This window comes from Aureimonas sp. AU4 (genome assembly GCF_001463765.1).
In the GTDB taxonomy this organism is placed as follows: domain Bacteria; phylum Pseudomonadota; class Alphaproteobacteria; order Rhizobiales; family Rhizobiaceae; genus Aureimonas.
The window spans coordinates 105638-129022 of sequence record NZ_BBWK01000006.1; the positions used below are offsets into that span (position 1 = coordinate 105638).

Annotated in this window: 16 protein-coding genes; 9 read left to right on the forward strand and 7 right to left on the reverse strand. The window is 71.6% G+C overall.

Features of this window, described 5'->3' with window-relative positions; all coding sequences use genetic code 11:
- Positions 1-7 precede the first annotated feature (7 nt).
- From AUL35_RS03075 to AUL35_RS03095, 5 genes are all read left to right on the forward strand, one after another.
- Positions 8-5500, forward strand: a complete 5493-nt coding sequence (locus tag AUL35_RS03075) for an alpha-2-macroglobulin family protein (RefSeq protein WP_062011885.1) — start codon at positions 8-10, stop codon at positions 5498-5500.
- Positions 5501-5509: 9 nt separating this feature from the next.
- The gene (gene pbpC, locus AUL35_RS03080) at positions 5510-7570 is read left to right on the forward strand and encodes a penicillin-binding protein 1C (protein WP_062011887.1); all 2061 of its coding nucleotides are present in this window, start codon (positions 5510-5512) and stop codon (positions 7568-7570) included.
- 95 nt (positions 7571-7665) lie between these two features.
- Complete coding sequence (locus tag AUL35_RS03085) at positions 7666-8631, forward strand: sugar kinase (RefSeq protein WP_062011889.1); 966 nt, start codon at positions 7666-7668, stop codon at positions 8629-8631.
- Positions 8628-9926, forward strand: coding sequence for a D-tagatose-bisphosphate aldolase, class II, non-catalytic subunit (locus tag AUL35_RS03090; protein WP_062011891.1), 1299 nt, complete (start codon positions 8628-8630; stop codon positions 9924-9926). The genes AUL35_RS03085 and AUL35_RS03090 overlap by 4 nt, the downstream gene beginning before the upstream one ends.
- An 89-nt stretch (positions 9927-10015) precedes the next feature.
- Positions 10016-10834, forward strand: a complete 819-nt coding sequence (locus AUL35_RS03095; protein ID WP_062011893.1) for an alpha/beta fold hydrolase — start codon at positions 10016-10018, stop codon at positions 10832-10834.
- 52 nt (positions 10835-10886) lie between these two features.
- Here AUL35_RS03095 and AUL35_RS03100 read toward each other — a convergent pair whose 3' ends face one another.
- The 4 genes from AUL35_RS03100 to AUL35_RS03115 form a co-directional block, all read right to left on the reverse strand.
- Entirely contained in the window at positions 10887-11636 is a 750-nt protein-coding gene (locus AUL35_RS03100; RefSeq protein ID WP_062011895.1) for a dihydrofolate reductase family protein, read from the reverse strand.
- 90 nt (positions 11637-11726) lie between these two features.
- A complete protein-coding gene (locus AUL35_RS03105) occupies positions 11727-13175 on the reverse strand; it encodes an MFS transporter (protein WP_062011897.1) in 1449 nt (482 codons plus the stop codon).
- Positions 13176-13278: 103 nt separating this feature from the next.
- A complete protein-coding gene (locus AUL35_RS03110) occupies positions 13279-13677 on the reverse strand; it encodes a response regulator (protein WP_062011899.1) in 399 nt (132 codons plus the stop codon).
- Positions 13674-14714 (reverse strand): sensor histidine kinase, encoded by a 1041-nt coding sequence (locus AUL35_RS03115; protein WP_062011901.1) that lies wholly within the window; start codon positions 14712-14714, stop codon positions 13674-13676. Before AUL35_RS03115 ends, AUL35_RS03110 begins: the two co-directional genes overlap by 4 nt.
- A gap of 265 nt (positions 14715-14979) precedes the next feature.
- On the opposite strand from AUL35_RS03115, the gene AUL35_RS03120 reads away from it, so the two are divergent.
- On the forward strand, positions 14980-16125 hold the full coding sequence (locus AUL35_RS03120) for an AAA family ATPase (RefSeq protein ID WP_062011903.1): 1146 nt from the start codon (positions 14980-14982) through the stop codon (positions 16123-16125).
- A 12-nt stretch (positions 16126-16137) separates the two neighbouring features.
- Here the strand turns inward: AUL35_RS03120 and AUL35_RS03125 are convergent, their stop codons facing one another.
- On the reverse strand, positions 16138-16899 hold the full coding sequence (locus AUL35_RS03125) for a superoxide dismutase (protein WP_082666066.1): 762 nt from the start codon (positions 16897-16899) through the stop codon (positions 16138-16140).
- Positions 16900-17272: 373 nt separating this feature from the next.
- Here AUL35_RS03125 and AUL35_RS03130 point away from each other — a divergent pair, with 373 nt between their 5' ends.
- Genes AUL35_RS03130 through AUL35_RS03140 form a run of 3 tightly spaced genes read left to right on the forward strand, consistent with a single transcriptional unit; the run spans position 17273 to position 21643 of the window.
- The gene (locus tag AUL35_RS03130) at positions 17273-17833 is read left to right on the forward strand and encodes a PAS domain-containing protein (protein WP_062011905.1); all 561 of its coding nucleotides are present in this window, start codon (positions 17273-17275) and stop codon (positions 17831-17833) included.
- A 20-nt stretch (positions 17834-17853) separates the two neighbouring features.
- Positions 17854-21291, forward strand: a complete 3438-nt coding sequence (locus tag AUL35_RS03135) for a CheR family methyltransferase (RefSeq protein WP_244493653.1) — start codon at positions 17854-17856, stop codon at positions 21289-21291.
- Positions 21284-21643 (forward strand): response regulator, encoded by a 360-nt coding sequence (locus AUL35_RS03140; protein ID WP_062011907.1) that lies wholly within the window; start codon positions 21284-21286, stop codon positions 21641-21643. Before AUL35_RS03135 ends, AUL35_RS03140 begins: the two co-directional genes overlap by 8 nt.
- Before the next feature lie 5 nt (positions 21644-21648).
- Here AUL35_RS03140 and phnN read toward each other — a convergent pair whose 3' ends face one another.
- Positions 21649-22254 carry a phosphonate metabolism protein/1,5-bisphosphokinase (PRPP-forming) PhnN gene (phnN, locus tag AUL35_RS03145; protein ID WP_062011909.1) on the reverse strand — a complete coding sequence of 202 codons (606 nt, stop codon included), beginning with the start codon at positions 22252-22254 and terminating at the stop codon, positions 21649-21651.
- Entirely contained in the window at positions 22244-23380 is a 1137-nt protein-coding gene (locus tag AUL35_RS03150; protein ID WP_062011911.1) for an alpha-D-ribose 1-methylphosphonate 5-triphosphate diphosphatase, read from the reverse strand. The genes phnN and AUL35_RS03150 overlap by 11 nt, the downstream gene beginning before the upstream one ends.
- Between the last annotated feature and the right edge of the window lie 5 nt (positions 23381-23385).

Below are 23385 nucleotides of genomic sequence, written 5' to 3' on the forward strand. Positions count from 1 at the left end.
AGGGCGCATGGTTCGGCTTGGAACGGGGCTCCTGGCGGGCTGGCTGATAGCGGTCTGCGTGGCCGGCGCGGCGTTCGCGCAAGGGGCCGAGCGGCGCATCGTGCCCGCGCCCGGCAGCGACTATTACGGACACGACTACGACATCCTGAAGGATGCCACGCAGGATCTCTGCGAGACGGCCTGCCTGTCCGACAACCAGTGCCGCGCCTTCACCTTCAACACGGCCAAGGGCTGGTGCTTCCTCAAAAGCGAGGCGGGCGAGCTGCGCGCGGCGGCCGGCACGGTGTCCGGTCGCATCGCGGAAGGGGCCGCGCCCGCCGCCGACGAGGCGACCCTGCGCGAGCGCGAGAGCGCACTCTCCTTCCTCGACCGCGAGACGCTGGAGGCCGCGCGCAGCCTGCGCCTCGGACTCGCCGAAGAGGAAGCCGACGCCGCCGCGCCGCGCGGCGAGGCGCTCTGGCCGGCGGCCGACGCGGCGCTCGCCGCGCGCGATTATGCGGGCGCCGCCCGGCTCTATCGCGAGGCGTTGCGGCGCGATCCCTCGTCCGGCCGCGCCTGGCTCGGGCTCGCGCTGGCAAGCCTCGAAGACGCCGATTCGGCGACGGTCTCGGCCTCCACCGAGACGCGCCTCCCGGCCGCCATCAACGCCTTTATCGCCGGCGCGGACGAGCGCGAGCGGTCCGCCGCGCTGGACTTCCTCGGCCGCAGCCTGGCCGCACAGGACAGCTGGCGCGAGGCGATCCGCGCCTATCGCCTGTCGGTCGCGACGCTGGCGCGACCCGAGACGCAGGGGCGGCTCGACGCGGCGGTGGCCGAGCACGGGTTCCGCATTCTCGGCAACTCGGTCGACAACAATGCCAGCTCGCCCCGCATCTGCCTGAACTTCTCGGAGCCGCTGGCGCCCGGCGTGACGGCCGGTGAGGCGGCGGGCGACTACCTTCAGGTCGAGGGCGGCGACACGCTGCCGGTTTCGGCCAGCGGCTCGCAGATCTGCGTCGACGGCGTGCGCCACGGCCAGCGCTACCGGATCGTGGCCCGGCGCGGCATTCCGGCGGCGAGCGGCGAGACGCTGGCGAAGTCCGCCGAGAGCTCGATCTACGTGCGCGACCGCGACCCCTCGGTCCGCCTGTCGGGCAATGCCTACGTGCTTCCGGCCGGCGGCGAGGCGACGATTCCGGTCACAACCGTCAACACCGATACGGTCGAGGCGCGCCTGCTTCGCATCGGCGACCGCGCTCTAGCCGGTGCGGTCGGCGGCAGCCGCTTCCTCCAGCAGCTCGAAAGCTACGACGTCGACCAGATCGTCGCCAACGACGGCGAGGAGGTCTGGAAGGGCGCGGTGGACGTATCCCGCGAGGCCAACGAGGAGGTCGTGACCGCAATTCCCGTGGCCGCGATCCTCAAGGAACAGAAGGCTGGCGTCTATATCCTGTCGGCGAGGGCGAAGAACGCGCGCGCCGAGGACACGACGCCCGCCACGCAATGGTTCGTCCTCACCGACATCGGGCTCGCGAGCTTCTCGGGCGCGGACGGCTTCCACGTCTTCGCCCGCTCGCTCGGCACGGCCGAGCCGCTTGGGGGCGTCCGGCTTCAGCTGGTGGCGGCCAACAACGAGATCCTTGGAAGCGTTGAGACCGACGCGACCGGCCACGCGCGCCTCGCGCCCGGCCTCCTGCGCGGCACCGGCGGCCAGCGCCCCGCGCTCGTGACGGCGACGAGCGGAGACGGGGGCGACTTCGCCTTCCTCGACATGACCGGCGCGCCCTTCGACCTCGCCGACCGGGGCGTCGGCGGGCGGGCGGCGCCCGGCGCGCTCGACGTCTTCCTGACGCCCGAGCGCGGCATCTACCGCGCCGGGGACACGGTCCATCTCACCGCGCTCCTGCGCGAGGCGGGCGGGCGCGCGGCCCTTGGCGTCGGTCCCGTGACCGCGATCCTCAAGCGCCCGGACGGCGTCGAGGACCGCCGCACCGTGCTCCAGGCGCGCGAGGCGGGCGGTCTCGTCTGGGACGTGGGCCTGAGCGGCAGCGCGATGCGCGGCATCTGGACCGCGCAGCTCCTTCTCGACCCGAAACAGCCGGCGATCGGCTCGGCGACCTTCCGCGTCGAGGACTTCGAGCCCGAGCGCATCCGCGTGTCGCTGAGCGTGCCCGAGGGCGCGATCGATCCGGCATCGCCCCCGGCGCTGGGGGTCGAGGTGCGTACGCTGTTCGGCTCGGCCGGCGCGGGGCTCGCCGTTTCCGGCGAGACGATCCTCTCCGCGACCGACCGCATCGAGCGCTACCCCGGCGTGCGCTTCGGCCTCGCCTCGGACCAGCCGACCGCGACGCGCCTGCCCTTTGAGGGCGAGCCAACCGACGAGGAGGGCCGGGGTACGGTGCGGCTTGCGCCCTTCGACCTGCCGGGTACCACCAAGCCGCTCGTCGCCAGCATCCAGCTGCGCGTCGCCGACGTGGGCGGCCGCCCGGTGGAGGAGATCGCCGCGCGGCCCCTGCGGGCGACGTCGGGCCGGCTCGGCATCCGCCCGGGTTTCGAGGGGACGCTCGGTGAGAACGCCGAGGCCGGGTTCGACCTCGTCGCGCTCGATGCCGCGGGCGAGCGCACGGCCCTTGCCGGCGCTCGCTGGGTGCTCGACCGCATCCAGACCGACTACCAGTGGTATTCCGCGAACGGGCGCTGGAACTATGAGGCGGTGCAGCGTCGCGAGCGCGTCGCCGACGGGCGTGTGGACATCGCGGCCGGCGAGCCCGGCCGCGTTTCGCGCCCCGTGCGCTGGGGCAGCTACGAGCTGACGCTCACCGATCCGGCGGGTGCGGCGCTTCCCGCAAGCCTCGCCTTCGAGGCCGGCTGGAGCACCGCGCCGCGCACCGCCGAAACGCCCGACGTGCTCGCGCTGACCCTCGACAAGCCGCGCTACGGCGTCGGAGAGACGGCGCGCGTCCATGTCGAGCCGCGCTTTGCCGGCCGCGCGCAGGTGCTCGTCCTGTCGGACCGCCTCGTGTCGGTCCAGGAGGTTCCGGTGGCGCTCGGCGGCACGGATGTCGAGCTTCCCGTCACGGCCGACTGGGGGCCGAGCGCCTATGTCACCGCCGTGGTCTACCGGCCGATGGATATCGAGGCGCGGCAGATGCCGAGCCGGGCCATCGGCCTCGCCCATGCGGCCGGCGATCCGGGCGATGCGAAGCTCGCGCTGAGCGTGGACACGCCGGAACAGGCGCGCCCGCGCGAGCCGCTGGAGGTCGCGGTGCGGCTTGCCAACGCGCGGCCCGGCGTGCCCGCCTTCGTCACGCTGGCGGCGGTCGATGTCGGCATCCTCAACGTGACCGACTTCCAGCCGCCCGCGCCGTCCGAGTTCCTGTTCGGCCAGCGGCGGCTCGGCGTCGAGATCCGCGATCTCTACTCGCGCCTCATCGACCGCATGCAGGGGGCGCCGGGCGCGGTGCGCTCGGGCGGCGATGCCGGCGCCTTCGGCGAGCGTCCGCCGCCCATGGACCAGCTCGTCGCGCTCTTCTCGGGCATCGTGGCGGTGGATGCGGACGGCGTGGCGCGCGTGCGCTTCGACGTGCCCGACTTCAACGGCACTCTGCGCCTGATGGCGATCGGCTGGAGCGAGGGAGGCGTCGGCGAGGCGAGCCGCGACGTCGTGGTGCGCGATCCGGTGGTCGCGCAGGTCAGCCGCCCGTCCTTCCTCAGCCCCGGCGACCGCTCGCGCATCGCGGTCGACCTCGACCACGTGGACGGACCCGCCGGCGAGATCGCGCTGACGCTGGCCGGCACGGACGGATCGCTGCGCCTCGGCGAAGGGGCGTCCGCGACGCTGGATCTCGCCGACCACGGCCATGCGCGCCTCAGCGTTCCGGTCGAGGCCGTCTCGGCCGGGGCGGGCGAGCTTGAGCTGGCGATGACGACGCCGGGCGGCGAGCAGCTGGTGAAGCGCTTCGCCCTCCCGGTGCGCTCGATCCAGCCGCGCGACCTGCGCAAGAGCCGGTTCGAGATCGCGGGCGGGGGCGGACAGCTCGCGCTCGATCCCGCGCTTCTCGCCGACTTCCAGCCCGGCACCGGACGACTGACGCTCTCGGTGACGAGCCTCGGCGGCTTCGACGTGGCGGGCGTCGTCGCGAGCCTCGACCGCTATCCCTATGGCTGCACCGAGCAGCTGACGAGTAGAGCCCTGCCGCTCCTCTACCTCGACGAGACGGTGCTCGCCGCCGGCCTGCCAGGCGCGGGCGCCGAGGACCTTCGGGCGCGTGTGACGGGGGCGATCGGGGCCGTTCTCGCCAACCAGGATTCGTCGGGCGCCTTCGGCCTCTGGGCGCCGGGCGGCGGCGACCTGTGGCTCGACGCCTATGTCACCGACTTCCTGTCGCGCGCCAGGGAGCGGGGCTACGACGTGCCGGCGGAGGGGCTGACGCTCGCGCTCGACAACCTCGCCAATCAGGTCGCCTATCTCGGCGACACGCCGGATTGGGACCGGGCCTCCTATGCCTACTACGTGCTCGCGCGAAACGGCCGTGCCGCGATCGGCGACCTGCGCTACACCGCCGACAACGAGGCCGCCCGCTTCCGTTCGCCCCTCGCGCAGGCCCAGCTCGCCGCAGCCCTCGGCTTCTATGGCGACCGGCTACGCGCCGAGGCGCTGATGCGCCAGGCCGCCGAGGCCGCCGGGCGGGGCGCGTCCGATGCGCCCTCGCGCTCCGACTACGGAAGCCCCTTGCGCGACGGGGCGGGCGTCCTGACCCTGGCCCTGGAGACGGGGCAGGAGGGCGTGGACCTTCGCGCCCTCGTGCGCCGCGTCGGCGAGGAGCGCGCCGCGCGCCGCCATACCTCGACGCAGGAGGACGTCTGGTCGCTGCTCGCCGCCCATGCCGCCCTGGAGCGCAGGCCCCCGAGCCTTGCGATCGACGGCGTGGAGCGCAGCGGAGATTGGAGCGCCTCGCTCGATCCGGCGGCGCTGGCGACGGGCGCGCCGCGCATCGAGAACCGCGGAGCCGAGCCCGTCTCGGCGTCCGTCACCGTGTCCGGCGTGCCGCGGCTCGCGCCGCCGGCCGAGGCCTCGGGCTACGAGATCACGCGGCAATACTACACGATGGAGGGCGAGGAGGCCGACCCGAGCGCGATCGCGCAAGGCGATCGGCTCGTGGCCGTGGTCGAGGTGCTGCCCGTGGATCGCGCGGCCGCAAGGCTGATGATCGACGATCCGCTGCCGGCGGGCTTCTCGATCGACAACCCGGCCATCCTCAAGGGCGGCGACCTCGCCGCGCTCGACTTCCTCGACCTCAGCGAGGATGCGGCCCATACCGAGTTCCGCTCCGACCGCTTTCTCGCGGCGGTCGACAAGACGGAAGGAGAGACCGGCGCCTTCCGCTTCGCCTATGTCGTACGCGCGCTCTCGCCGGGCGAGTTCGTCCATCCGGCGGCCGTCGTCGAGGACATGTACCGGCCCGAGCGGCGCGGGCGCACCGACGAGGGGCGCGTGTCGGTCGTCGGGCCGGTGCGCTAGGGCGGCGCGATGCGTCGCTGGCAGGGGCTCGCGCTGGCGGGCGCGACGCTCGCGCTGGCGCTGGGCGCCGGCCTCTGGACGCTCGACCGCGAGGTCGCGCACCGGGCCGGGCGCATCCGCGAGCCCGAGACCGGCATGGTGGTGGAGGCGCGCGACGGCGCGATGCTGCGTGCCTTCGCCGCCTCGGACGGGCGCTGGCGCCTGCCCGCCACCGAGCGCGACGTCGATCCGCGCTTCCTGCGCATGCTGGAGGGTTGGGAGGACAAGCGCTTCCGCTCCCACTCCGGCATCGATCCGGTGGCGCTTGCCCGCTCGGCCTGGAGTTCCCTCCGGCAGGGGCGGCTCGTGTCGGGCGGCTCGACGCTCACCATGCAGACCGCGCGGCTCCTCGATCGCCTGCCGACCGGCAGCTGGCGGGCGAAGGGCGACCAGTTCCTGGGCGCCCTCGCGCTGGAGCGCGCGCTCGGCAAGGACGGGATAATCGATCTCTACCTGCGCCTTGCGCCCTATGGCGGCAACATCGAGGGCGTGCGCGCGGCGAGCCTCGTCTGGTTCGGCCACGAGCCGCGCCGGCTGACGGCCGGCGAGGCGGCGCTTCTGGTCGCCCTGCCGCAGAGCCCCGAGCGGCTGCGCCCCGACCTTCACGCCGACCGGGCCCGGGCCGCGCGCGACCGCGTGCTCGCCCGCATGGCTGAGATCGGCGTCCTGTCGCCGGAAGAAGCGGACGCTGGCCGCCGCGAGGCGGTTCCCGCGCGCCGGCGCGAGATGCCGATGCTCGCCGCGCACGCCGCGCAGGCCGCGCACGACCGGGCGCTGGCGGCGCACGACACCCGGCCGTCGCGCCTGACGATCGACGCCGCGCTGCAGGCGCGCCTCGAAGCCTATGCGCGCGAGAAGGCCGCGAGCCTGCCCGCGCCCGAGAGCCTCGCCCTTCTCGTCAGCGACCACCGCACCGGCGAGATCCTGGCGAGCGTCGGCTCGCCCGACCTTCTGGATGCCGCGCGCGACGGACATGTCGACCTGACGCTCGCGCCCCGCTCGCCGGGTTCGACGCTGAAACCCCTGATCTACGGCATCGCCTTCGAGCGCGGCGTCGCTCATCCCGAATCCCTGATGGACGACAGGCCGCGCTCGTTCGCCGGCTACACGCCGGACAATTTCGACCACCTGTTCGAGGGGACGCTGACCGCCCGCCGCGCGCTCCAGCTGTCGCGCAACCTGCCGGCCGTGGAGCTCCTGTCGGCGGTCGGCCCTTCGCGGCTCGTCGACCGGATGCGCCGCGCGGGCGCCGCGCCCGAACTCGGCAGCCGCACGCTGCCGGGGCTCGCCATCGGCCTCGGCGGCCTCGGGCTTTCGCTCGCGGATCTCGTGCGCATCTACGGCGGCATCGCCAATGGCGGCGTCGCCGAGCCGCTGCACATCGTCGCCGAGCCGAACGGGCGAGGGGCGGTGGGCGCTCGTATCCTCTCCGCGCAGGCGAGCTGGTATCTCGCCTCGATCCTGTCCGGCGCGCAGACGACCGTGAAGAGCTCGCCCGGCACGATCGCCTTCAAGACCGGCACCTCCTTCGGCTATCGCGACGCCTGGACGCTCGCCTTCGACGGGCGGCACGTGGTGGGCGTCTGGCTCGGGCGCCCGGACGGCGCGCCGGTGCCGGGGCTGATCGGGCAGGAGGCCGCCGTCCCCGTGATGCGCGACGTCTTCGCGCGCATCGGCCCGCCCGTGCCGCTGCCAAACCCGCCGCCCGGCATCCTGACGGACGCGCGCCGGCTGCCGCCCGCCATGCGGCGCATCGAGCCGGGCGGCCCGGCGGCCGGGGCGCCCGATGGGCCGGAGATCGTGTTTCCGCCGCGCGGCGCGCATATGGAGCTGGCGGGCGGCGGGGCCGGGCTGGCGCTGAAGCTGCGCAGCGGGCGACCGCCCTTCACCTGGTATGTCGACGGACGCCCGGCGTTCAGCGGCCTCTACGCCCGGGAGGCCAACTGGCGGCCCGACGAGCCGGGCTTCGTCACGATCTCTGTGGTGGACGCGGCGGGCGCGGCCGCGACGACGCGCGTCTTCGTGGAATAGGAGCGGTTCGACGCCGTGGTGAAGGCCATCGGCCCTAGGCGGCCGATGGGCGTCGTGGCATGGGAGGGCTCGCCCCGGCGGATGGATGGATCGCGATGGAGCCCACAAGACCCAAGACGCTCGTGACCGCGGGCGAGATCGTGGTCGAGATCATGGCGACCGAGGTCGGGCAGAGCTTCCTGGAGCCGGGCCCGCTGGTCGGCCCCTTTCCGTCCGGTGCGCCGGCCATCTTCATCGATCAGGCGGCCCGGCTCGGCCAGCCCTGCGGCATGATCGCGGCGGTGGGCGACGACGACTTCGGCACGCTCAACATCGAACGGCTCCAAGCCAGCGGCGTCGACATCTCGGCCATCGAGCGCATTCCGGGCGTGCCGACCGGCACCGCCTTCGTGCGCTATGCCAGCGACGGCAGCCGTGCCTTCGTCTTTAACATCCCGCTCAGCGCCTCCGGCCACATTCGCATCACGGACGGCGGACGGGCGCTCCTGGAACGCGCCGACCATGTCCACGTCATGGGCTCCTCCCTGTTCTCGCCTGCCGTCGTCGCGGTCGTGCGCGAGGCGATCGGGCAGGTGAAGGCACGCGGCGGTACCGTGTCCTTCGATCCCAACATCCGGCACGAGATGCTGGAGCGGCCCGGCATGCGCGAGGCGCTGCGCGAGATCCTGTCGGCCTGCGACCTCTTCTTGCCGAGCGGCCCTGAGCTCTTCCTGTTCACGCAGGCGCGGGACGAGGCGGGGGCGGTGGCCGAGCTCCTGCGGGGCGGCATCCGCGCCGTCGTCGTCAAGCGCGGCGCGGAGGGCGCGAGCTATCATGACCACTCGGGACAGGTGGAGGTCCCGGCCTTTCCCGTCCGCGAGGTCGACCCGACCGGTGCCGGCGACTGCTTCGGCGCGGGCTTCGTCTGCGCCTGGCTGCGGGGCGCCTCGCCGCGCGAGGCCCTGACGCAGGCCAACGCCTGCGGCGCGCTCGCGGTCGGCGCCAAGGGGCCCATGGCGGGAACCGGAACCGCCCGAGACGTCCACGCCCTGATCGCTTCTCAGAAGGAGGTCCGCCCGTGACCACCGCGACCGACCGTTTCGCCCGCATCGCCCAGCGCTTCCGCGCGGGCGAGGATGCCGGCATCTGCTCCGTCTGCTCGGCCCACCCGGTCGTGATCGAGGCCACGCTGCGCCACGGCCTGCGGCGCGGCACGGACGTCCTGATCGAGGCGACCTGCAACCAGGTCAACCAGGACGGCGGCTATACCGGCATGACGCCGGCCGACTTTCGCCGCTTCGTCGAGCGCATCGCGGCCAAGGTCGGCTTCCCGCTCGACCGGCTGGTTCTGGGCGGCGACCATCTCGGACCCAATCCCTGGAAGGCGCTCGAACCCGAAGAGGCGATGGGCCGGGCCGAGGTGATGATCGCGGCCTTTGCGGAGGCCGGCTTCACGAAGCTGCACCTCGACACCTCGATGGGCTGCGCGGGCGAGCCGGCCGCGCTCGCCGACGAGGTGGTGGCGGAGCGCGCGGCGCGCCTGGCGTCGCGCGCCGAGCGGGCCGTGGACGGGCGCGGTGGCAGCCGGCCGGTCTATGTGGTCGGCACCGAGGTTCCGGTGCCGGGCGGCGCGTTCGAGGCGCTGGACCATCTCGCGGTCACGACGCCGGACGCCGCGCGCCGCACGATCGAGGTCCACCGCGAGGCTTTCGCCAGGGCCGGCCTTTCCAGCGCCTTCGGGCGCGCGGTCGCGGCCGTGGTGCAGCCGGGCGTCGAGTTCGGCAACAGCGAGGTCGTTGTGTTCGAGCCCGAACAGGCCGAGGCGCTCTCGGCGGTGCTCGGCGATCTGCCGGGTTTCGTGTTCGAGGCCCATTCGACCGACTACCAGCCGGTCGAGGCGCTGGCTGCGCTGGTGCGCGACGGCTTCGTGATCCTCAAGGTCGGCCCCTGGCTCACCTTCGCGCTGCGCGAGGCGCTCTACGGCCTTGCGGCGGTGGCCGAGATCCTCGCGCCCGAGCCGGGAGCCGAGACGCTGCCCGAGACGATGGAGCGCGTCATGCTCGCCTCGCCCGACAACTGGCGGAAGTATTATCCCGGCTCGCAAGCCGAGCAGCGCATCCAGCGGCACTACTCGTTCAGCGACCGCATCCGCTACTACTGGCCGGAGCCGGACGCGCAGGCGGCGGTGGACAGGCTGATGGCGCGTTTGGGCGATGCCGAGATCCCGCGCCCGCTCGTCAGCCAGCATCTCGGCCAGCTCTACGCGATGGTGGAGCGGGGAGCGGCCGAGCCGCGCGCCCACGCGCTCCTTCTGGCGAGTGTCGAGCGCGTCCTCGACATCTACGCCGACGCGATCGCGGCCGCGCGCCGCCCGTAGGCGCGGACCGCCGGCCGCAAGGCCCGCTGTTGGAACCACGACCCGGTTCGGTGGTTGGTCGCGCGACCACCAAAACCGGAGTTTTCCGCATGGCATATATCGAGGCGAAGGACGGCACGCAGCTGCACGTCAAGGACATGGGGCAGGGCCGTCCGGTCGTGCTGATCCACGGCTGGCCGCTGACCGGCGACATGTTCGAGTACCAGACGCTGGCGCTGCTGGAGGCGGGCTTCCGCGTCATCACCTACGACCGTCGCGGCTTCGGCCAGTCGGGCCATCCGGCCACAGGCTACGACTACGACACGTTCGCCGACGACCTCGCCTCGGTCCTGGAAGGGCTGAACCTCAACGACGTGTCGCTCGTCGGCTTCTCGATGGGCGGCGGCGAGATCGCCCGCTACCTCGGCCGCCACGGCGCCTCGCGCGTTTCGAAGGCGGTTCTGGTCGCCTCGGTCGCGGGCTACCTCCTGAAGGACGACACCAACCCGGACGGCGTCGACGCCAGCGTCTTCGAGGACATGAAGCTGCAGATCCGCAAGGACCGCTTCGCCTTCCTCCAGAGCTTCGCCAAGACCTTCTACGGCGTCGGCCTGATCTCGAGCCCGGTCAGCCAGGGCATTCTCGACTGGAGCTTCATCCTCGCCGTCATGGCGAGCCCGAAGGCCACCGTCGACTGCGTGGACGCCTTCGGCAAGACGGACTTCCGGCCCGACTTCAAGGCCTTCACGATTCCGACCCTGGTGATCCACGGAACGGGCGACAAGACGGTGCCGATCGACCCCACCGGACGCGCCGCCGCCAAGGCGATCCCGAACAGCAAGCTGATCGAGTACGAGGGCGAGCCGCACGGCCTCTTCGCCACCGCGCCCGAGCGCCTGAACGACGACCTTCTGGCCTTCCTGCGCTAGATCCGCCGGCACCGGCCGGGCGCCCGTCGCCCGGCCGGTGCCGATCTCTTCGTCAGCCCGGCAGGACTTCGTAACGCAGGTGAACCGCGCCGTGGTCGAGCCGGTCGCAGCCGATCAGCCGAAGCTGCACGCGACCCTTCAAACCGCCCGGAAAGGCGACGATGCCCTGGACGTCGAGGTCGGCGTCGAGCGCCGGGGCGACGACCACGCTGAGCTCCTCCACGAGGCCGGCGGCGAGAAACGCGCCGTTGATCTCGGCGCCGCCTTCCAGAAGCAGCTGCGACACGCCGAACTCGCGCTTGAGGACCGCAAGCGCGGCGCGCAGGTCGATGTCCGGCGTTTGCGAGACGATGTAGGACACGCCGTCGGCCACGAGTTCGGCCAGATGCGCGTCCGCGACGCCGCTGCCCAGAACCGCGACCGCGTGGTCGCCGCCGATCTCGCCGGCGCGATAATGAACGCGCCCGCCCCGGTCGAAGGTGACGGCGATGGCCTTGGCGTCGCGCCTCGCGATGTGATGGGGGCGCGGCGGCGGCTCGAAGGCGGCGGGCGGATGCGGCTCGCCCTTCGCCATCTCCTGCATCGTGGCGCGCCCGACGATCCAGCCCTCGCCGCCATAGCTGTCGTGCAGGCCCTCGGTGAGCCGGCTCCAGTCCTTCACGACCCCGTCCGGGCTCGCGGTGAAGCGGCTGGGATGCAGGCGTCCATCGATCGAGGTCACCATGTGGCAGACGATCCGGGGAAGCTCGCCCGAAGCACCTCCGCGCGCCGTGCCGGACCCTGCCGCGCTGCCTGTCGTCATCGAGCTACCCTTCGCCTTCGGCAGCTCCATTGCCGCCCCGTGGGACGGCCAACGCCCCGGTGGCGGAACGGTTCACGCCGCCGGCGCCCGCTACTTGCGCTGCCCGGCGCGGGGCGCTTTCAGGAGGGTGCCCGACACCTCGGCTCCGGCATCGTGCGGCAGGACAAGGAAGCGCAGCGAGGTCAGGATGCCGACCACGCCCATGACGCCGAGGGCGGCCTGGAAGTCGGGCAGCGTCGCCTCGGCCTCCATGGTGCCGGCGCCGGTAAGGACGCTGAGGCGGATCAGGAGCGCCGCGCCGGCCACCGCCAAGAGCACCGAGAGCTGCTGCGTCATGGACGAGAAGGTTGTCGCAGCCCCGCGCTCGCGCGGCTCGACGTCGGCGAAGGTGATGGTGTTGAGCGCGGTGAACTGCATCGACCGCGTGAGGCCGGCCACGAACAGGAGCGCCAGCAGGAGAAGGCGCGGCGTCTGCCCGTCGACGAGGGCGAAGGCCGCGACCGCGCCGGAGGCGAGGATGCCGTTGGCGACGAGAAGCGTGCGGAAGCCGAAGCGCCGCAGCGTGCGGGTGGTCGCGACCTTCATGGCGAGGTTGCCGAGGAAGTAGACCAGCATCAGCGAACCGGTCTCCACCGCGCTGAGCCCCATGCCGACCTGGAACAGGAGCGGCAGGAGGAAGGGCGTGGCGTTGATCACCATGCGCGCCACGGTTCCCGTCACGAGCGAGGACATGGCGAAGGTCTGCGTCGCAAGGACGCGCAGGTCCACGAGCGGATGGGGCGCGCGGCGAAGGTGCCGCACGGCCAGCCCGCCGAGGGCGAGGCCGAGAAGGGTCAGGAGGGCGGCCGGGATGCCGGCATCCTGCGACAGGAACTCCAGCCCGACGAGGATCAGCGCGAGCGCGGCCGAGGTCCAAAGGAAGCCGAGGCGGTCGAAGGGGCGCGCGGGCTCGCGGTCGCCGCCCTGCAGAAACAGGAGCGTGAGCGCGACGCCGACCGCGCCGATCGGCAGGTTGAGAAGGAAGTTCCAGCGCCAGCCCGCGTGGGTCGTGATCCAGCCGCCGAGCACCGGCCCGATCACGGGCGCGATGAGGGCGGGCCACGTGATCAGCGCGATGGCGTCGACGAGTTCGGATTTCGGCGTGTTGCGCAGGACGATCTGGCGCCCGACCGGCGTCATCAAGGCGCCGCCGATCCCTTGCGCGATGCGCGCGGCGGCGAACGTCCACAGCCCCTCCGCCATGGCGCAGGCGAGCGAGGATAGGGTGAAGAGCACGATCGCGCCGAGAAAGACGTTGCGCGCGCCCCAACGGTCGGCCAGCCAGCCCGCCGGCGGGATGCAGACCGCCATGGCGAGAAGATAGGCCGTGAAGCCGACGTTGAGGCTGACCACGTCGGTGCGGAAGTCGGCCGCCATGGCGGGCAGCGAGGTCGCGATGATCGTGCCGTCCAGCGCCTGCATGAAGAAGGCCACCGCCACGATGGCCGCCATGAGGCGCGGCCGGGCAACGGTGGTGCTGTGCGAAGCGGTCGCGGTCATGGCGCGGCTCGATCCCCCCTTTCGGCCTCTTGCGCGGGCCGTGCCGTCTTCTGCGCCCCATCGGCCGGGAAGGAAAGGAAAACTTACGAACCGCCGGCGACGGTCAGTGCGGAAGATCCCGCGCCAGGACGTCGATCGCGTCCACCACCGAGGTGGGCCGGTAGGGCTTGCTCAGGAACACGCCGTGTTCGGGCAACTGGCCGGTCTCGACCCGGACGTGGCCCGAGGTGACGATGATCGAGACCGGAGGCCAGCGCTCGCGCACGGCATGGGCGAGCTTCAGGCCGTCCATCGTGCCCGGCATGTCGATGTCGGTGAAGAGGATGCGGATGTCGTCGTGCCGCTCGAGCAGCGCGAGGGCCTGTGCGGCATGGGCCGCGCCGTAGACCGTGAAGCCGGCATCCTCGATCATGTCCACGGCGTCCATCAGCAGCAGCGGCTCGTCCTCGACGACGAGGATGCCGATGCGCGATCGATCGAAGGGTTTGGGCAGGTCCGTCATGCTGGCTCGTCAGGCCGGCCGCTCGCGGTGAGCGAGCCGTTCATGGTGTAGATAAGGCCGGATGGTTCATATTGGCTTGCGGCAGATCCGCCGAAGTAGCTCGGCACGATGCGCTCGGTGAGCTTCGACCCGAAGCCCTGGCGCGCCGGCGGCACGACCGGCGGGCCGCCCCGCTCCTCCCACTTGAAGGTGAAGCGAAGCCCCGGCCCGACGCTCCACCGCACGGCGACGCGGCCCTCGTCGGTGGACAGGGCTCCGTACTTCACCGCGTTGGTCGAGAGTTCGTGGATGGCGAGCGCGAGACCCAGCGCCTGCTGCGCCTCGACGCGCGCCGGCGGCCCCTCGATCGTGACGCGCTCCGCGTCGGCGCAATGGGGCGCGACCGAGGCGGCGACCACGGCCGCGACGTCCGAGGCCGCCCAGTCCGTCGCCGTCAGGACGTCCTGCGCGCTGGCCAGCGCCTGGATGCGGGCGGACGCCTTTTCCGAGGCGTCGCGCGTATCCAGCGCGTTGCGCAGGCTTTGGGAGACGACCGCCTGCACCATGGCCAGCGTGTTCTTCATGCGGTGCGAGAGTTCGCGCTGGAGCACGGCCTGCTGTCGAACGCGCGCCTGCTGGTCCTCCAGAAGCGCCTTCTGGCGCGTCAGCAGCGAGCGTGTCTGCGCGCGCTCCGCCCGAAGGCCGCGTACCGCCCCGTGCGCGACCTGGATCAGGAGGATGTCGACGCTGACGACGCCGACATAGAAGAGAAGCGCCACCAGCACCGAGGCGTTCAGCGTGATGGCACCGGCGGGTGGGATGAACCAGTACCAGGCCGACAGGCCCGACAGGACGGCGCAGGCGATGCCAGGCCAAAGGCCGCAGAAGAAGGCGGTCAGGATCACCGCCGGAAAGAAGGTGAGGTAGGGAAAGCCCGCGGGCAGGACGTGGTCGGACGCGAAGCGCGCGCCGAGCGCGACCAGGAAGGCGATGGCCGAAAGGCTCCAGGCCGCAAGCGGCGACGACGCGATACGCTCCGCCCAGACGAATGCCTTCATTCCCGCCAACCCCGAATCGCCCTTCGCCCCCCGGGCCGAGCGTCTAGCGCCTGCAGCGCCGCCGGGCCACCGCTGCATCGTTGCCCGTCGAACTTGGCGCCGTCGGGCAGGGAGCGGGGGCGCCGGGAGGCGACCGCGTGTTCTTCTCGCCCTAGCTTGCGGGAACATGGAGGAGCGACTTTGGCCTGTTGGCGTCGTCACGCTGTCGCCACGCGGCAACCCTAGGGGCGTTGGGATCGAAGCGCCGAGAAAAAGGGCTCGAACCATGATCCGGACGCTCGCCGTCTCCGGCTACCGCTCGCTGCGCGACCTCGTGCTTCCTCTCGAGCAGCTGACGGTCGTCACCGGGGCCAACGGCAGCGGCAAGACGAGCCTCTACCGCGCGCTGCGCCTCCTTTCCGAGATCGCCCAGGGACGGCTCGTCGCCTCGCTCGCGGCGGAGGGCGGCCTGACGTCGGTGCTGTGGGCTGGGCCGGAGCGCATCGGTCGCGACATGCGCGAGGGTCGCCATCCCGTGCAAGGGACCGTGCGCCGGGGGCCGGTCAGCCTCCGGCTCGGCTTCTGCGACGATCGCTTCGGCTACGCGCTCGACCTCGGCATGCCTAGCGCCGAGAACCCGTTTCCGCTTGACCCGGCCATCAAGCGAGAGGCCATGTGGACCGGCGGTCGGCTCTCCCACGCCTCGCTCTTCGCCGATCGCCGCGGCGGGCTCGTGCGCCTGCGGGGCGCCACCGACGGCGCCTGGAAGGAGGCGGCGCACGACCTTTCTCCGTTCGATTCCATGGTGACCCATTGCGCCGACCCCGCGAACGGCGCCGAGCTTCTCGCGCTGCGCGAGCGCCTGCGCGACTGGCGCTTCTACGATGCGCTGCGCACCGATCCGGCCGCGCCCGCGCGCCGGCCGCAGGTGATGACCTACACGCCGGTTCTGGCAAGCGATGGCGCGGACCTTTCCGCCGCGATCGCGACGATCCGCGCGATCGGCGACGGCGAGGCGCTCGACGAGGCGGTGGACGGCGCCTTTCCCGGCTCGCGCCTCGAGGTCGAGCCCGGGGCAGGTCTGGCGCTGCGCCAGCACGGGCTCCTCAGGCCGTTGCGCCCGGCCGAGCTGTCGGACGGAACCTTGCGCTTCCTGCTCCTGTGCGCGGCGCTCCTCTCGCCGAGGCCTCCCGAGCTGATGGTCTTGAACGAGCCGGAGGCCAGCCTCCATCCCGACCTCATGGCGCCGCTCGCACGTCTTCTCCGGCGCGCGTCCAGGGCCTGCCGCATCGTCGTGGTGAGCCACAACGCCGCGCTGATTGCGGCGATCGGGCAGGAGGGGGAGTCGGGTGAGATCCGCCTCGAGAGGAGCTTCGGCGAGACCACCGCGCCGGGCGTGGAGCCGCCGCGATGGGAGTGGCCGAAGCGCTGAAGCGAGACGTCCTCAGCGCCCGGTGGCGGCAGCGTAGTTCCGCGAGACCTGCGTCCAGTTCACCGCGTCCCACCATGCCTTCAAATAGTCCGCGCGGCGGTTGTTGTACTTGAGGTAGTAGGCGTGCTCCCACACGTCGTTGCCGAGCACCGGAGTTCCGCGCGTCTCGGCGACGTCCATCAGCGGATTGTCCTGGTTCGGCGTCGAGGTCACGGCGAGCTTGCCGTCAGCGCCCACGATCAGCCACGCCCAGCCCGAGCCGAAGCGGTCCGCTCCGACCTTGTCGAAGGCCTCGCGGAAGGCGTCCATCGAGCCGAACGAGGCCTCGATCGCCGATGCGAGCTCGCCGGACGGCTCGCCGCGCTGGCCCTCCGGCGCCATGAGGCGCCAGAAGAAGCTGTGGTTCCAGTGGCCGCCCGCGTTGTTGCGGACCGCCGCCGAACGCTGGCCGGCGGTCGCCACGAGTTCCTCCAGCGTCAGGCCGGACAGGGCGGCATCGCTCTCGACCGCCTTGTTGAGGTTGGTGACATAGGCCTGATGGTGCTTGGAATGATGCAACTCCATGGTCTTCGCGTCGATCACGGGGTCGAGCGCGTCGTAGGCATAGCCGAGCGCGGGCAGCGCGAAGGGCGCCTTCGCCAGCGCCTGGTCCTGCGCCTGGTCCTGCGCGGCCGGCTGCGGGTTCGCGGCTTGCGCGTGGGCCGGTGCGGCCTGCGCGAGGCTGAGGGTCGCGGCGAGCGCGACGAGCGGGAGGGCGGATCGGACCGTCGGCATGGATCAACGCTTTTCGTGGGGTGGATCGTCGGGAAGCCAATGTGTCCGAGCCGGGCCACGTTGCAAAAACAACTCGTGATCCGTTCGCGAGGTGGCGGTACCGGAACGACGCCAAGGTCTTGCGCGAACGTGCATCCGAACCAGATAGCCCCATAGCGTGGAAACGAATGAGCGTTCTCAGGCTGGAGAACGCTTCGGCGGCAGCGGTGCCTCATGGATGGGCATTGCGTGTCCGGCCGTGTTAGGACGCCACCCCATCGAAGCCATGCCCCCGTGTGCCCCGGGGCGTGTTCGGGCGCAGTGCCGCAGGCCCGGGCGACGGCTTGCGCGCGCGGCGCCCCAGACTTATTGCCTGTCCAAGGAAAGGCCGGCCGTGCAAGAACCATCGATTCCGTTCGAGCTGCGGAACTACTTCGAGCACTCGAACATCGCGCTGGCGCTTGCCGCCGCCGAGGAAGACAACCCGCTGGTTCTCGTGAACGAGAAGTTCCGCTCGCTCACGGGCTACGCGGACGAGGACGTGATCGGCCGCAACTGCCGCCTCCTGCAGAAAGACGCGGACAACAGCGAGGCGCGCCGGCGCATCCATGCCTTCCTGGAGGGCGACGCGCAGGCGAGCGTTCGCACGCCCATCATCAACTTCCGCAAGAACGGCGAGCCCTTCGTCAACCTTCTTTACATGTCGAAGCTGCGCGACCGCTCGGGGCGCGTGCGCTTCCTGTTCGCCTCGCAGTACGACGTCAGCCGCTCCCACCCCGAGCGGCTTGCCGAGTACGATGCGGAGCTCGCCAAGACCCTGTCGCGCATGAGCCCCGTCCTGTCCGAAAACGGCATCGTCATCGAGGGCACGCTGATGGCCATCGCCAACGCCGCCTCGATGATCGCCCAGGCCAAGGTCACGCTGTCGGACCTCGACGGTCCGGACCTCGCCTGAGAACCTGGAAAGAACGCCGAGTGGACACCTCGAACACCATGCCCGACACCCCGGACGCGTCGGTTCCGATCCTCGGACCCGTCGTCGGGATCGGCGCGTCGGCCGGTGGGCTCGAGGCGTTGCGCGAGATGCTGTCGGGCGCGCAGCTGCCGACGGGCATGAGCTTCGTCGTGGTCCAGCACCTCGATCCCAACCACGAGAGCATGCTCGCCCAGCTCCTCGACCGGCATACGGAGCTGGAGGTCCTCCAGTGCGAGGGCGGCGAGCGGATCGAGGCGGACAAGGTCTACATCATCCCGCCCGGGCGCGGGCTCGCCATCCACGACGGCGTGCTGGAGCTCCGCGCTTTCGCTCAGCCCCGCGGCCTGCGTCGACCGATCGACGACTTCTTCCAGTCGCTCGCCGTCGACCAGCAGGCCAACGCCGCCTGCGTGATCCTGTCGGGCACGGGCGCCGACGGCACGACGGGCCTGCGCGCGGTCAAGGAACACGGCGGCGTCTGCGTGGTGCAGCAGCCCGAGAGCGCGCGCTACGACGGCATGCCGCTTTCGGCGGTCGGCACCGGCCTCGTCGACTTCGTGAAGGCGCCCGGCGAGATCGTCGGCTGCCTCGATCATTTCTTCCGGCGTCGCGGCACCGACCCGAGCGAGGCTGAGGCCGAGCTCGTCGCCGACCACATGGACGACCTGTGCCGCGTCGTGCGGCAGGCGGTCGGCCACGACTTCTCGGGCTACAAGTGCACGACGCTGGTGCGCCGCGTCGAGCGCCGTATGCATGTGCTCGGGATCGAGACGGGCAGGGGATATCTGGCCCGCGTGCGCGCGGACGCAGCCGAGTGCGGCGCCCTGTTCCGCGACCTCCTCATCAACGTCACGCGCTTCTTCCGCGACCCCGAGCTCTTCGAGGTCCTGCGCGAGTTCGCCATCGAGCCGCTGGTGCGCGAGCGCGAGGTGGGCGAGGATCTGCGCGTCTGGATTCCCGGCTGCTCGAGCGGCGAGGAGGCCTATTCGATCGCGATGCTCTTCGCCGAGGTCTGCCGCGCCCAGAACGTGACGCAGGGCGTCCAGATCTTCGCCACCGACATCGACGAGCAGATGCTCCAGATCGCCCGCGAGGCGAGCTATCCGGCGGCCGCGATGGCCGACATCCCGCCGGCGCTGCGCGAGCGCTACACCATTCCTCACGCCGAGCGGTTCTCGATCTCGCCCGAGATCCGCGACATGATTCGCTTCTCGAACCACAGCCTCGTGAAGGACCCGCCCTTCTCGCGCGTGGACCTCGTATCCTGCCGCAACCTCCTGATCTACTTCGACGACCGGCTGCAGCAGGCCGTCCTGCCGCTCCTGCACTACGCGATCCGGCCCGGCGGCTTCCTGTTCCTCGGCCCGTCCGAAAGCGTCGGGCGCTTCGAGCAACTGTTTCACGTCCTCGACCATCAGGCGCGGCTCTTCGAGCGTCCGCCCGGCTCGCCGCGCTATCCGATCGACCTGCCGAGCGGCCTGCAGCGCGGCCAGACGCGCCGCAGCGACGGCGACGGCCGTCCCGCGCGCCAGGCGGCGACCGACGAGGCGACCTCGCTGCGGCGCGTGGTGGAGCGCTATGCGCCCCCCTCGATGGTGCTCGACCAGGACGGCGCGATCGTCGCCGCCTACGGGCGGCTCAGCCGCTACTTCGACTTCCCCGTCACGCGCACGGGCGGCTCCAGCGCGATCAACCTCGCGCGCCCGGGCCTGCGCGACGTGATCGGACCGCTCCTGCGCCAGAGCCGCGACGGCAAGAAGCGGCTCGTCGCGCGCGACGTCGAGGTCGCCTCCGAGTACGGCGTCCAGCCGATCGACGTCGTGTGCGATCCGCTGCCGGACGGGACGACGCTGCTCGTCCTGCGCGACACGGCGGCCTTCCGGCCCACGAGCGATCCCGACCTCGTGGAGATGGATACCGAGGGCGACCACGTGGAGCTTCTCGAGGAGGAGCTTCGGCACACGCGCCATCGCCTGCGCTCGGCCGTCGAGGAACTGGAGACCGCGAACGAGGAGCTCAAAAGCTCCAACGAAGAAATGATGTCGATGAACGAGGAGCTCCAGTCGACCAACGAGGAGCTGTCCACGGTCAACGACGAGCTGAAGACCAAGGTCGACCAGCTGACGATCGCCAACTCCGACCTGCGCAACTTCTTCGACTCGACGGATCTCGCCGTCGTCGTTCTCGACCGCGACCTGCGGATCCGCAGCTACACGGCGGCGGCGACGTCGATCTTCCCGCTCCAGTCCTCCGACCGGGGGCGGCCGCTCGCCGACGTGTCGAGCCGCCTGCCGGGACACGACCACATAGAGGACGCGGCAGGCGTCGCGGCCGGCGGCCCGGTGGTGCAGCGCCGCGTCTCGACGCGCGACGGCTCGCGCACCTTCTCGCTGCGCGTCCTGCCCTACCGCACGCAGAGCGACAGCACCGACGGCGCGACGCTGGTCTTCACCGACATCACCGACGCCCTGTCGCTGGAGCGCCAGCTCGCCGCCGAGCGCGACCGGCTGGACCTTGCCATCAAGGCGGGCGGCATCGGTATCTGGGAGCATCAGCCGGACGAGGGCGTCGTCACGCTGGACGGCGTCGCCGCCTCGCTCCTGGGCATGGGTCAGGCAGGGAATGCGCCGTTGCGCAGCCTTCTGCCGCACATCTCCGAGGACCACCGGGGCGATGTCGAGCGCGCCCTGCGCATGGCGGCCGAGGGAAGCGAGGACTTCGACACGCGCTTTCGCGTGGAGGCGGGCGAGACGCGCTGGATCCGCTCCTTCGGGCGCATGGTGGCGGGCAGCACGCCGCGCCGGCTGGTCTGCGTGTCGATCGACGTGACGCGCGAATACGCGCTGGCCGAGACGCGCGAGCTGATGCTGCGCGAGATGAACCACCGCGTGAAGAACCTCTTCGCGATCATCGGCGGCATGATCTCGGCAGCGGCGCGCACGCACCGCGACGTCTACGTCCTGGCGGCGGACCTGCGCGAGCGCATCGCCGCGCTCGGCCGCGCCCATTCGCTGGCCTCGCCGCTGGACGGGCAGGACTCGACCGACCTGCGAAACCTCGTCGAGGTGACCCTTCTGCCCTACCGGGACAGCGCGCCGATCGCCCTCGAAGGCGAGACGCATCTCGTGCGATGGCGCTCGGTCTCGCCGCTTGCCCTGATCCTTCACGAATGGGCCACCAACTCGGTGAAGTACGGCGCGCTCGGCTCGGGCGAGGGCAAGCTCACGGTGACGTGGGGGCCACACGAGGACGGATTCCGGCTCGAATGGGTCGAGGAATTCCCGCGCCGCGAAGAAACTCCGGAGGGAGGAGGCTTCGGGACCCTTCTCGTCGCCACCTCCGCGCGCCAGATAGGGGCCACGATCGATCGCATGGCCGAGCCCACGCGCTATCGGCTTGCCCTTCGTCTCCCCGGGACCGTGTTCGCAGATGACTAAGACCGTTCTGATCGTCGAGGACGAGCTCTTCGTCGCGCTCGACATCCAGGACATCGTGGAGGCCATCGGCTGCGATGTCGACGGACCCTACCAGACCGTGGTGGAGGCGCTGGGCGCGGTGGAGCGGCACCAGCCCGATTGCGCGGTGCTTGACGTGCGTCTCCTGGACGGCGAGGTCTTTCCGGCCGCCGACCGGCTGCGGGACGACGGCGTGCCGCTGGTCTTCCATTCCGGCCATGTCGACGAACGCGACCTGAAAGGACGCTACCCGCACGCCTTCCTTTGTCCGAAGCCCTCCGCGCCGCTGGATCTGCGCCGCGTGATAGAGCGGGCTCTGGCCGAGCGGGCCTGAGGTTCCTAGACCTCCACGGCCTCGGGCAGGAGCGCGAGAAGCTCGCGCATATGGGCGGCAAGCCGCTCGGCGCCCTCCCGCACGGGACCCGAATTGTCGATCCGCACGGATCGGATCGTGCCTGCGGGCAGCACGAGCGGCACCTGGCGCGCGAGCCGGCGGGCGATCTCTTCGGCGCTCTCGCGCCCGCGCTGGCGGATGCGCTCGACCAGGACATGGTCCGGCGCCGTGATCTCGGCGACCGCGAGGCGCGCGAAGCGCTCCGCCGCCGGGCCGAGCGAGCGGCGCGACAGGTTGGCGACCACCAGCGCCCCCGATCCCACCTCGCGCTCGATCTCGCACGGCAGGCCGTAGGCGAGACCATGTGCGCGCCAGGTCAGGCAGAAGGCGCCCGATCGTTCCGAGGCCTGGAACTCCGCCTCGCTCGAACTCGCATGGTCCTCGGTCGCGCCGTCGGGCGGGCGCGTGATCACGCGTCGCGCGAGCCGGAGGCGGGGCTGCTCCCCCAGCGCCTCCAGCGCCAGGCGCAGGAGCGTGTCCTTGCCCGCCCCGCTCGGGCCGACCACCGCGAGGAGGATGCCGGACGAGGGCGGGCGGCGGTCAGGCGACACGGCGGCCCTCGCGCCAGACGCCGCGCACCACGGGCGGCTCGCCCGCGCGGGTCGGCGCGCGAACATGGACGAGGTCGGCGCGCAAGCCCGGCTCGATGGCGCCGCGATCCGGGAGGTTCGCCGCCCTTGCCGGGGTCTGCGTGACGGTGCGCGCCGCGCGCGGCAGGCCGATGCTGTCCGACAGGAGGAAGATCGCCTGCATCAGGCTGAAGGGCACGTAGTCCGAGGACAGGATGTCGAGGACGCCGTCCTCGACCAGCGTCGCCGCCGACACGTTGCCGGAATGCGAGCCGCCGCGCACGACGTTGGGCGCGCCCATCAGGACGCTGAGACCCGCCGTATGGGCGGCGCGCGCCGCTTCGAGGCTCGTCGGGAACTCCGAGACCGCGACCCCCTCGCTGACCGCCTCCTCGACATGGGCGAGCGTCGCGTCGTCGTGGCTGGCGAGCGTGATGCCGCGCGCGCGGCAGTGCTCGACGATCGCCGCGCGATGGCGGGCGGAATAGGTCGCGGACTGCTGGAGGCGCCGGTCGATGAAGGCCTGGAAGGCCTCGTCCGAGAGCCCGCGCTTGGTCTTGTAGTAGAGCGTGTACTGGTCGAGCGACTGGAACTGCCGCTGGCCGGGCGCATGGTCCATGAGCGAGGCGAGCGAGACGTTCGGGTCGTTGCGGAAATGCTCGAGCGCGTCGAGGACGTCGGGCGCGGAGACCTCGCAGCGCAGGTGGATGCGGTGCTCGGCGCGCAGGCGCCCGTCGCGGTTGGCATGCTCGATGGCATCCGCCAGCCGCCGCATCTCGGTCGGGTCGAAGCCGCCGTCCTCGTCGGATCCCATGCGCAGGCAGTCGAAGACGGTGGTGATGCCGGACGTCGCGATCTGCCCGTCATGGGCCTGCACCGCGCCGAGCATGTTCCACTGGACGCCGGGGCGGGGCGAGTAGTGGCCCTCAAGGTGGTCGGTATGAAGCTCGACGAGGCCGGGCAGGATATGCTCGCCCTCGCAGTCGAGGCCGGAGCGGGTCGAACCGCCGGATATGTCGGCAATGCGCCCGTCGCGGACGAGAAGGCTGCCCTCGACGATCTCGTCGGGCAGCACGATCAGGGCGTTGGTGAAGACCTGTTCAGTCAAGTTCG

Coding starts and splice junctions, on each gene's coding strand:
- AUL35_RS03085 (WP_062011889.1), top strand. CDS start 7,666: ATGGAGCCCACAAGACCCAAGACGCTCGTGACCGCGGGCGAGATCGTG.
- AUL35_RS03120 (WP_062011903.1), top strand. CDS start 14,980: ATGATCCGGACGCTCGCCGTCTCCGGCTACCGCTCGCTGCGCGACCTC.
- AUL35_RS03125 (WP_082666066.1), bottom strand. CDS start 16,899: ATGCCGACGGTCCGATCCGCCCTCCCGCTCGTCGCGCTCGCCGCGACC.
- AUL35_RS03140 (WP_062011907.1), top strand. CDS start 21,284: ATGACTAAGACCGTTCTGATCGTCGAGGACGAGCTCTTCGTCGCGCTC.
- AUL35_RS03115 (WP_062011901.1), bottom strand. CDS start 14,714: ATGAAGGCATTCGTCTGGGCGGAGCGTATCGCGTCGTCGCCGCTTGCG.
- AUL35_RS03100 (WP_062011895.1), bottom strand. CDS start 11,636: ATGACGACAGGCAGCGCGGCAGGGTCCGGCACGGCGCGCGGAGGTGCT.
- AUL35_RS03110 (WP_062011899.1), bottom strand. CDS start 13,677: ATGACGGACCTGCCCAAACCCTTCGATCGATCGCGCATCGGCATCCTC.
- AUL35_RS03075 (WP_062011885.1), top strand. CDS start 8: ATGGTTCGGCTTGGAACGGGGCTCCTGGCGGGCTGGCTGATAGCGGTC.
- AUL35_RS03095 (WP_062011893.1), top strand. CDS start 10,016: ATGGCATATATCGAGGCGAAGGACGGCACGCAGCTGCACGTCAAGGAC.
- pbpC (WP_062011887.1), top strand. CDS start 5,510: ATGCGTCGCTGGCAGGGGCTCGCGCTGGCGGGCGCGACGCTCGCGCTG.
- AUL35_RS03105 (WP_062011897.1), bottom strand. CDS start 13,175: ATGACCGCGACCGCTTCGCACAGCACCACCGTTGCCCGGCCGCGCCTC.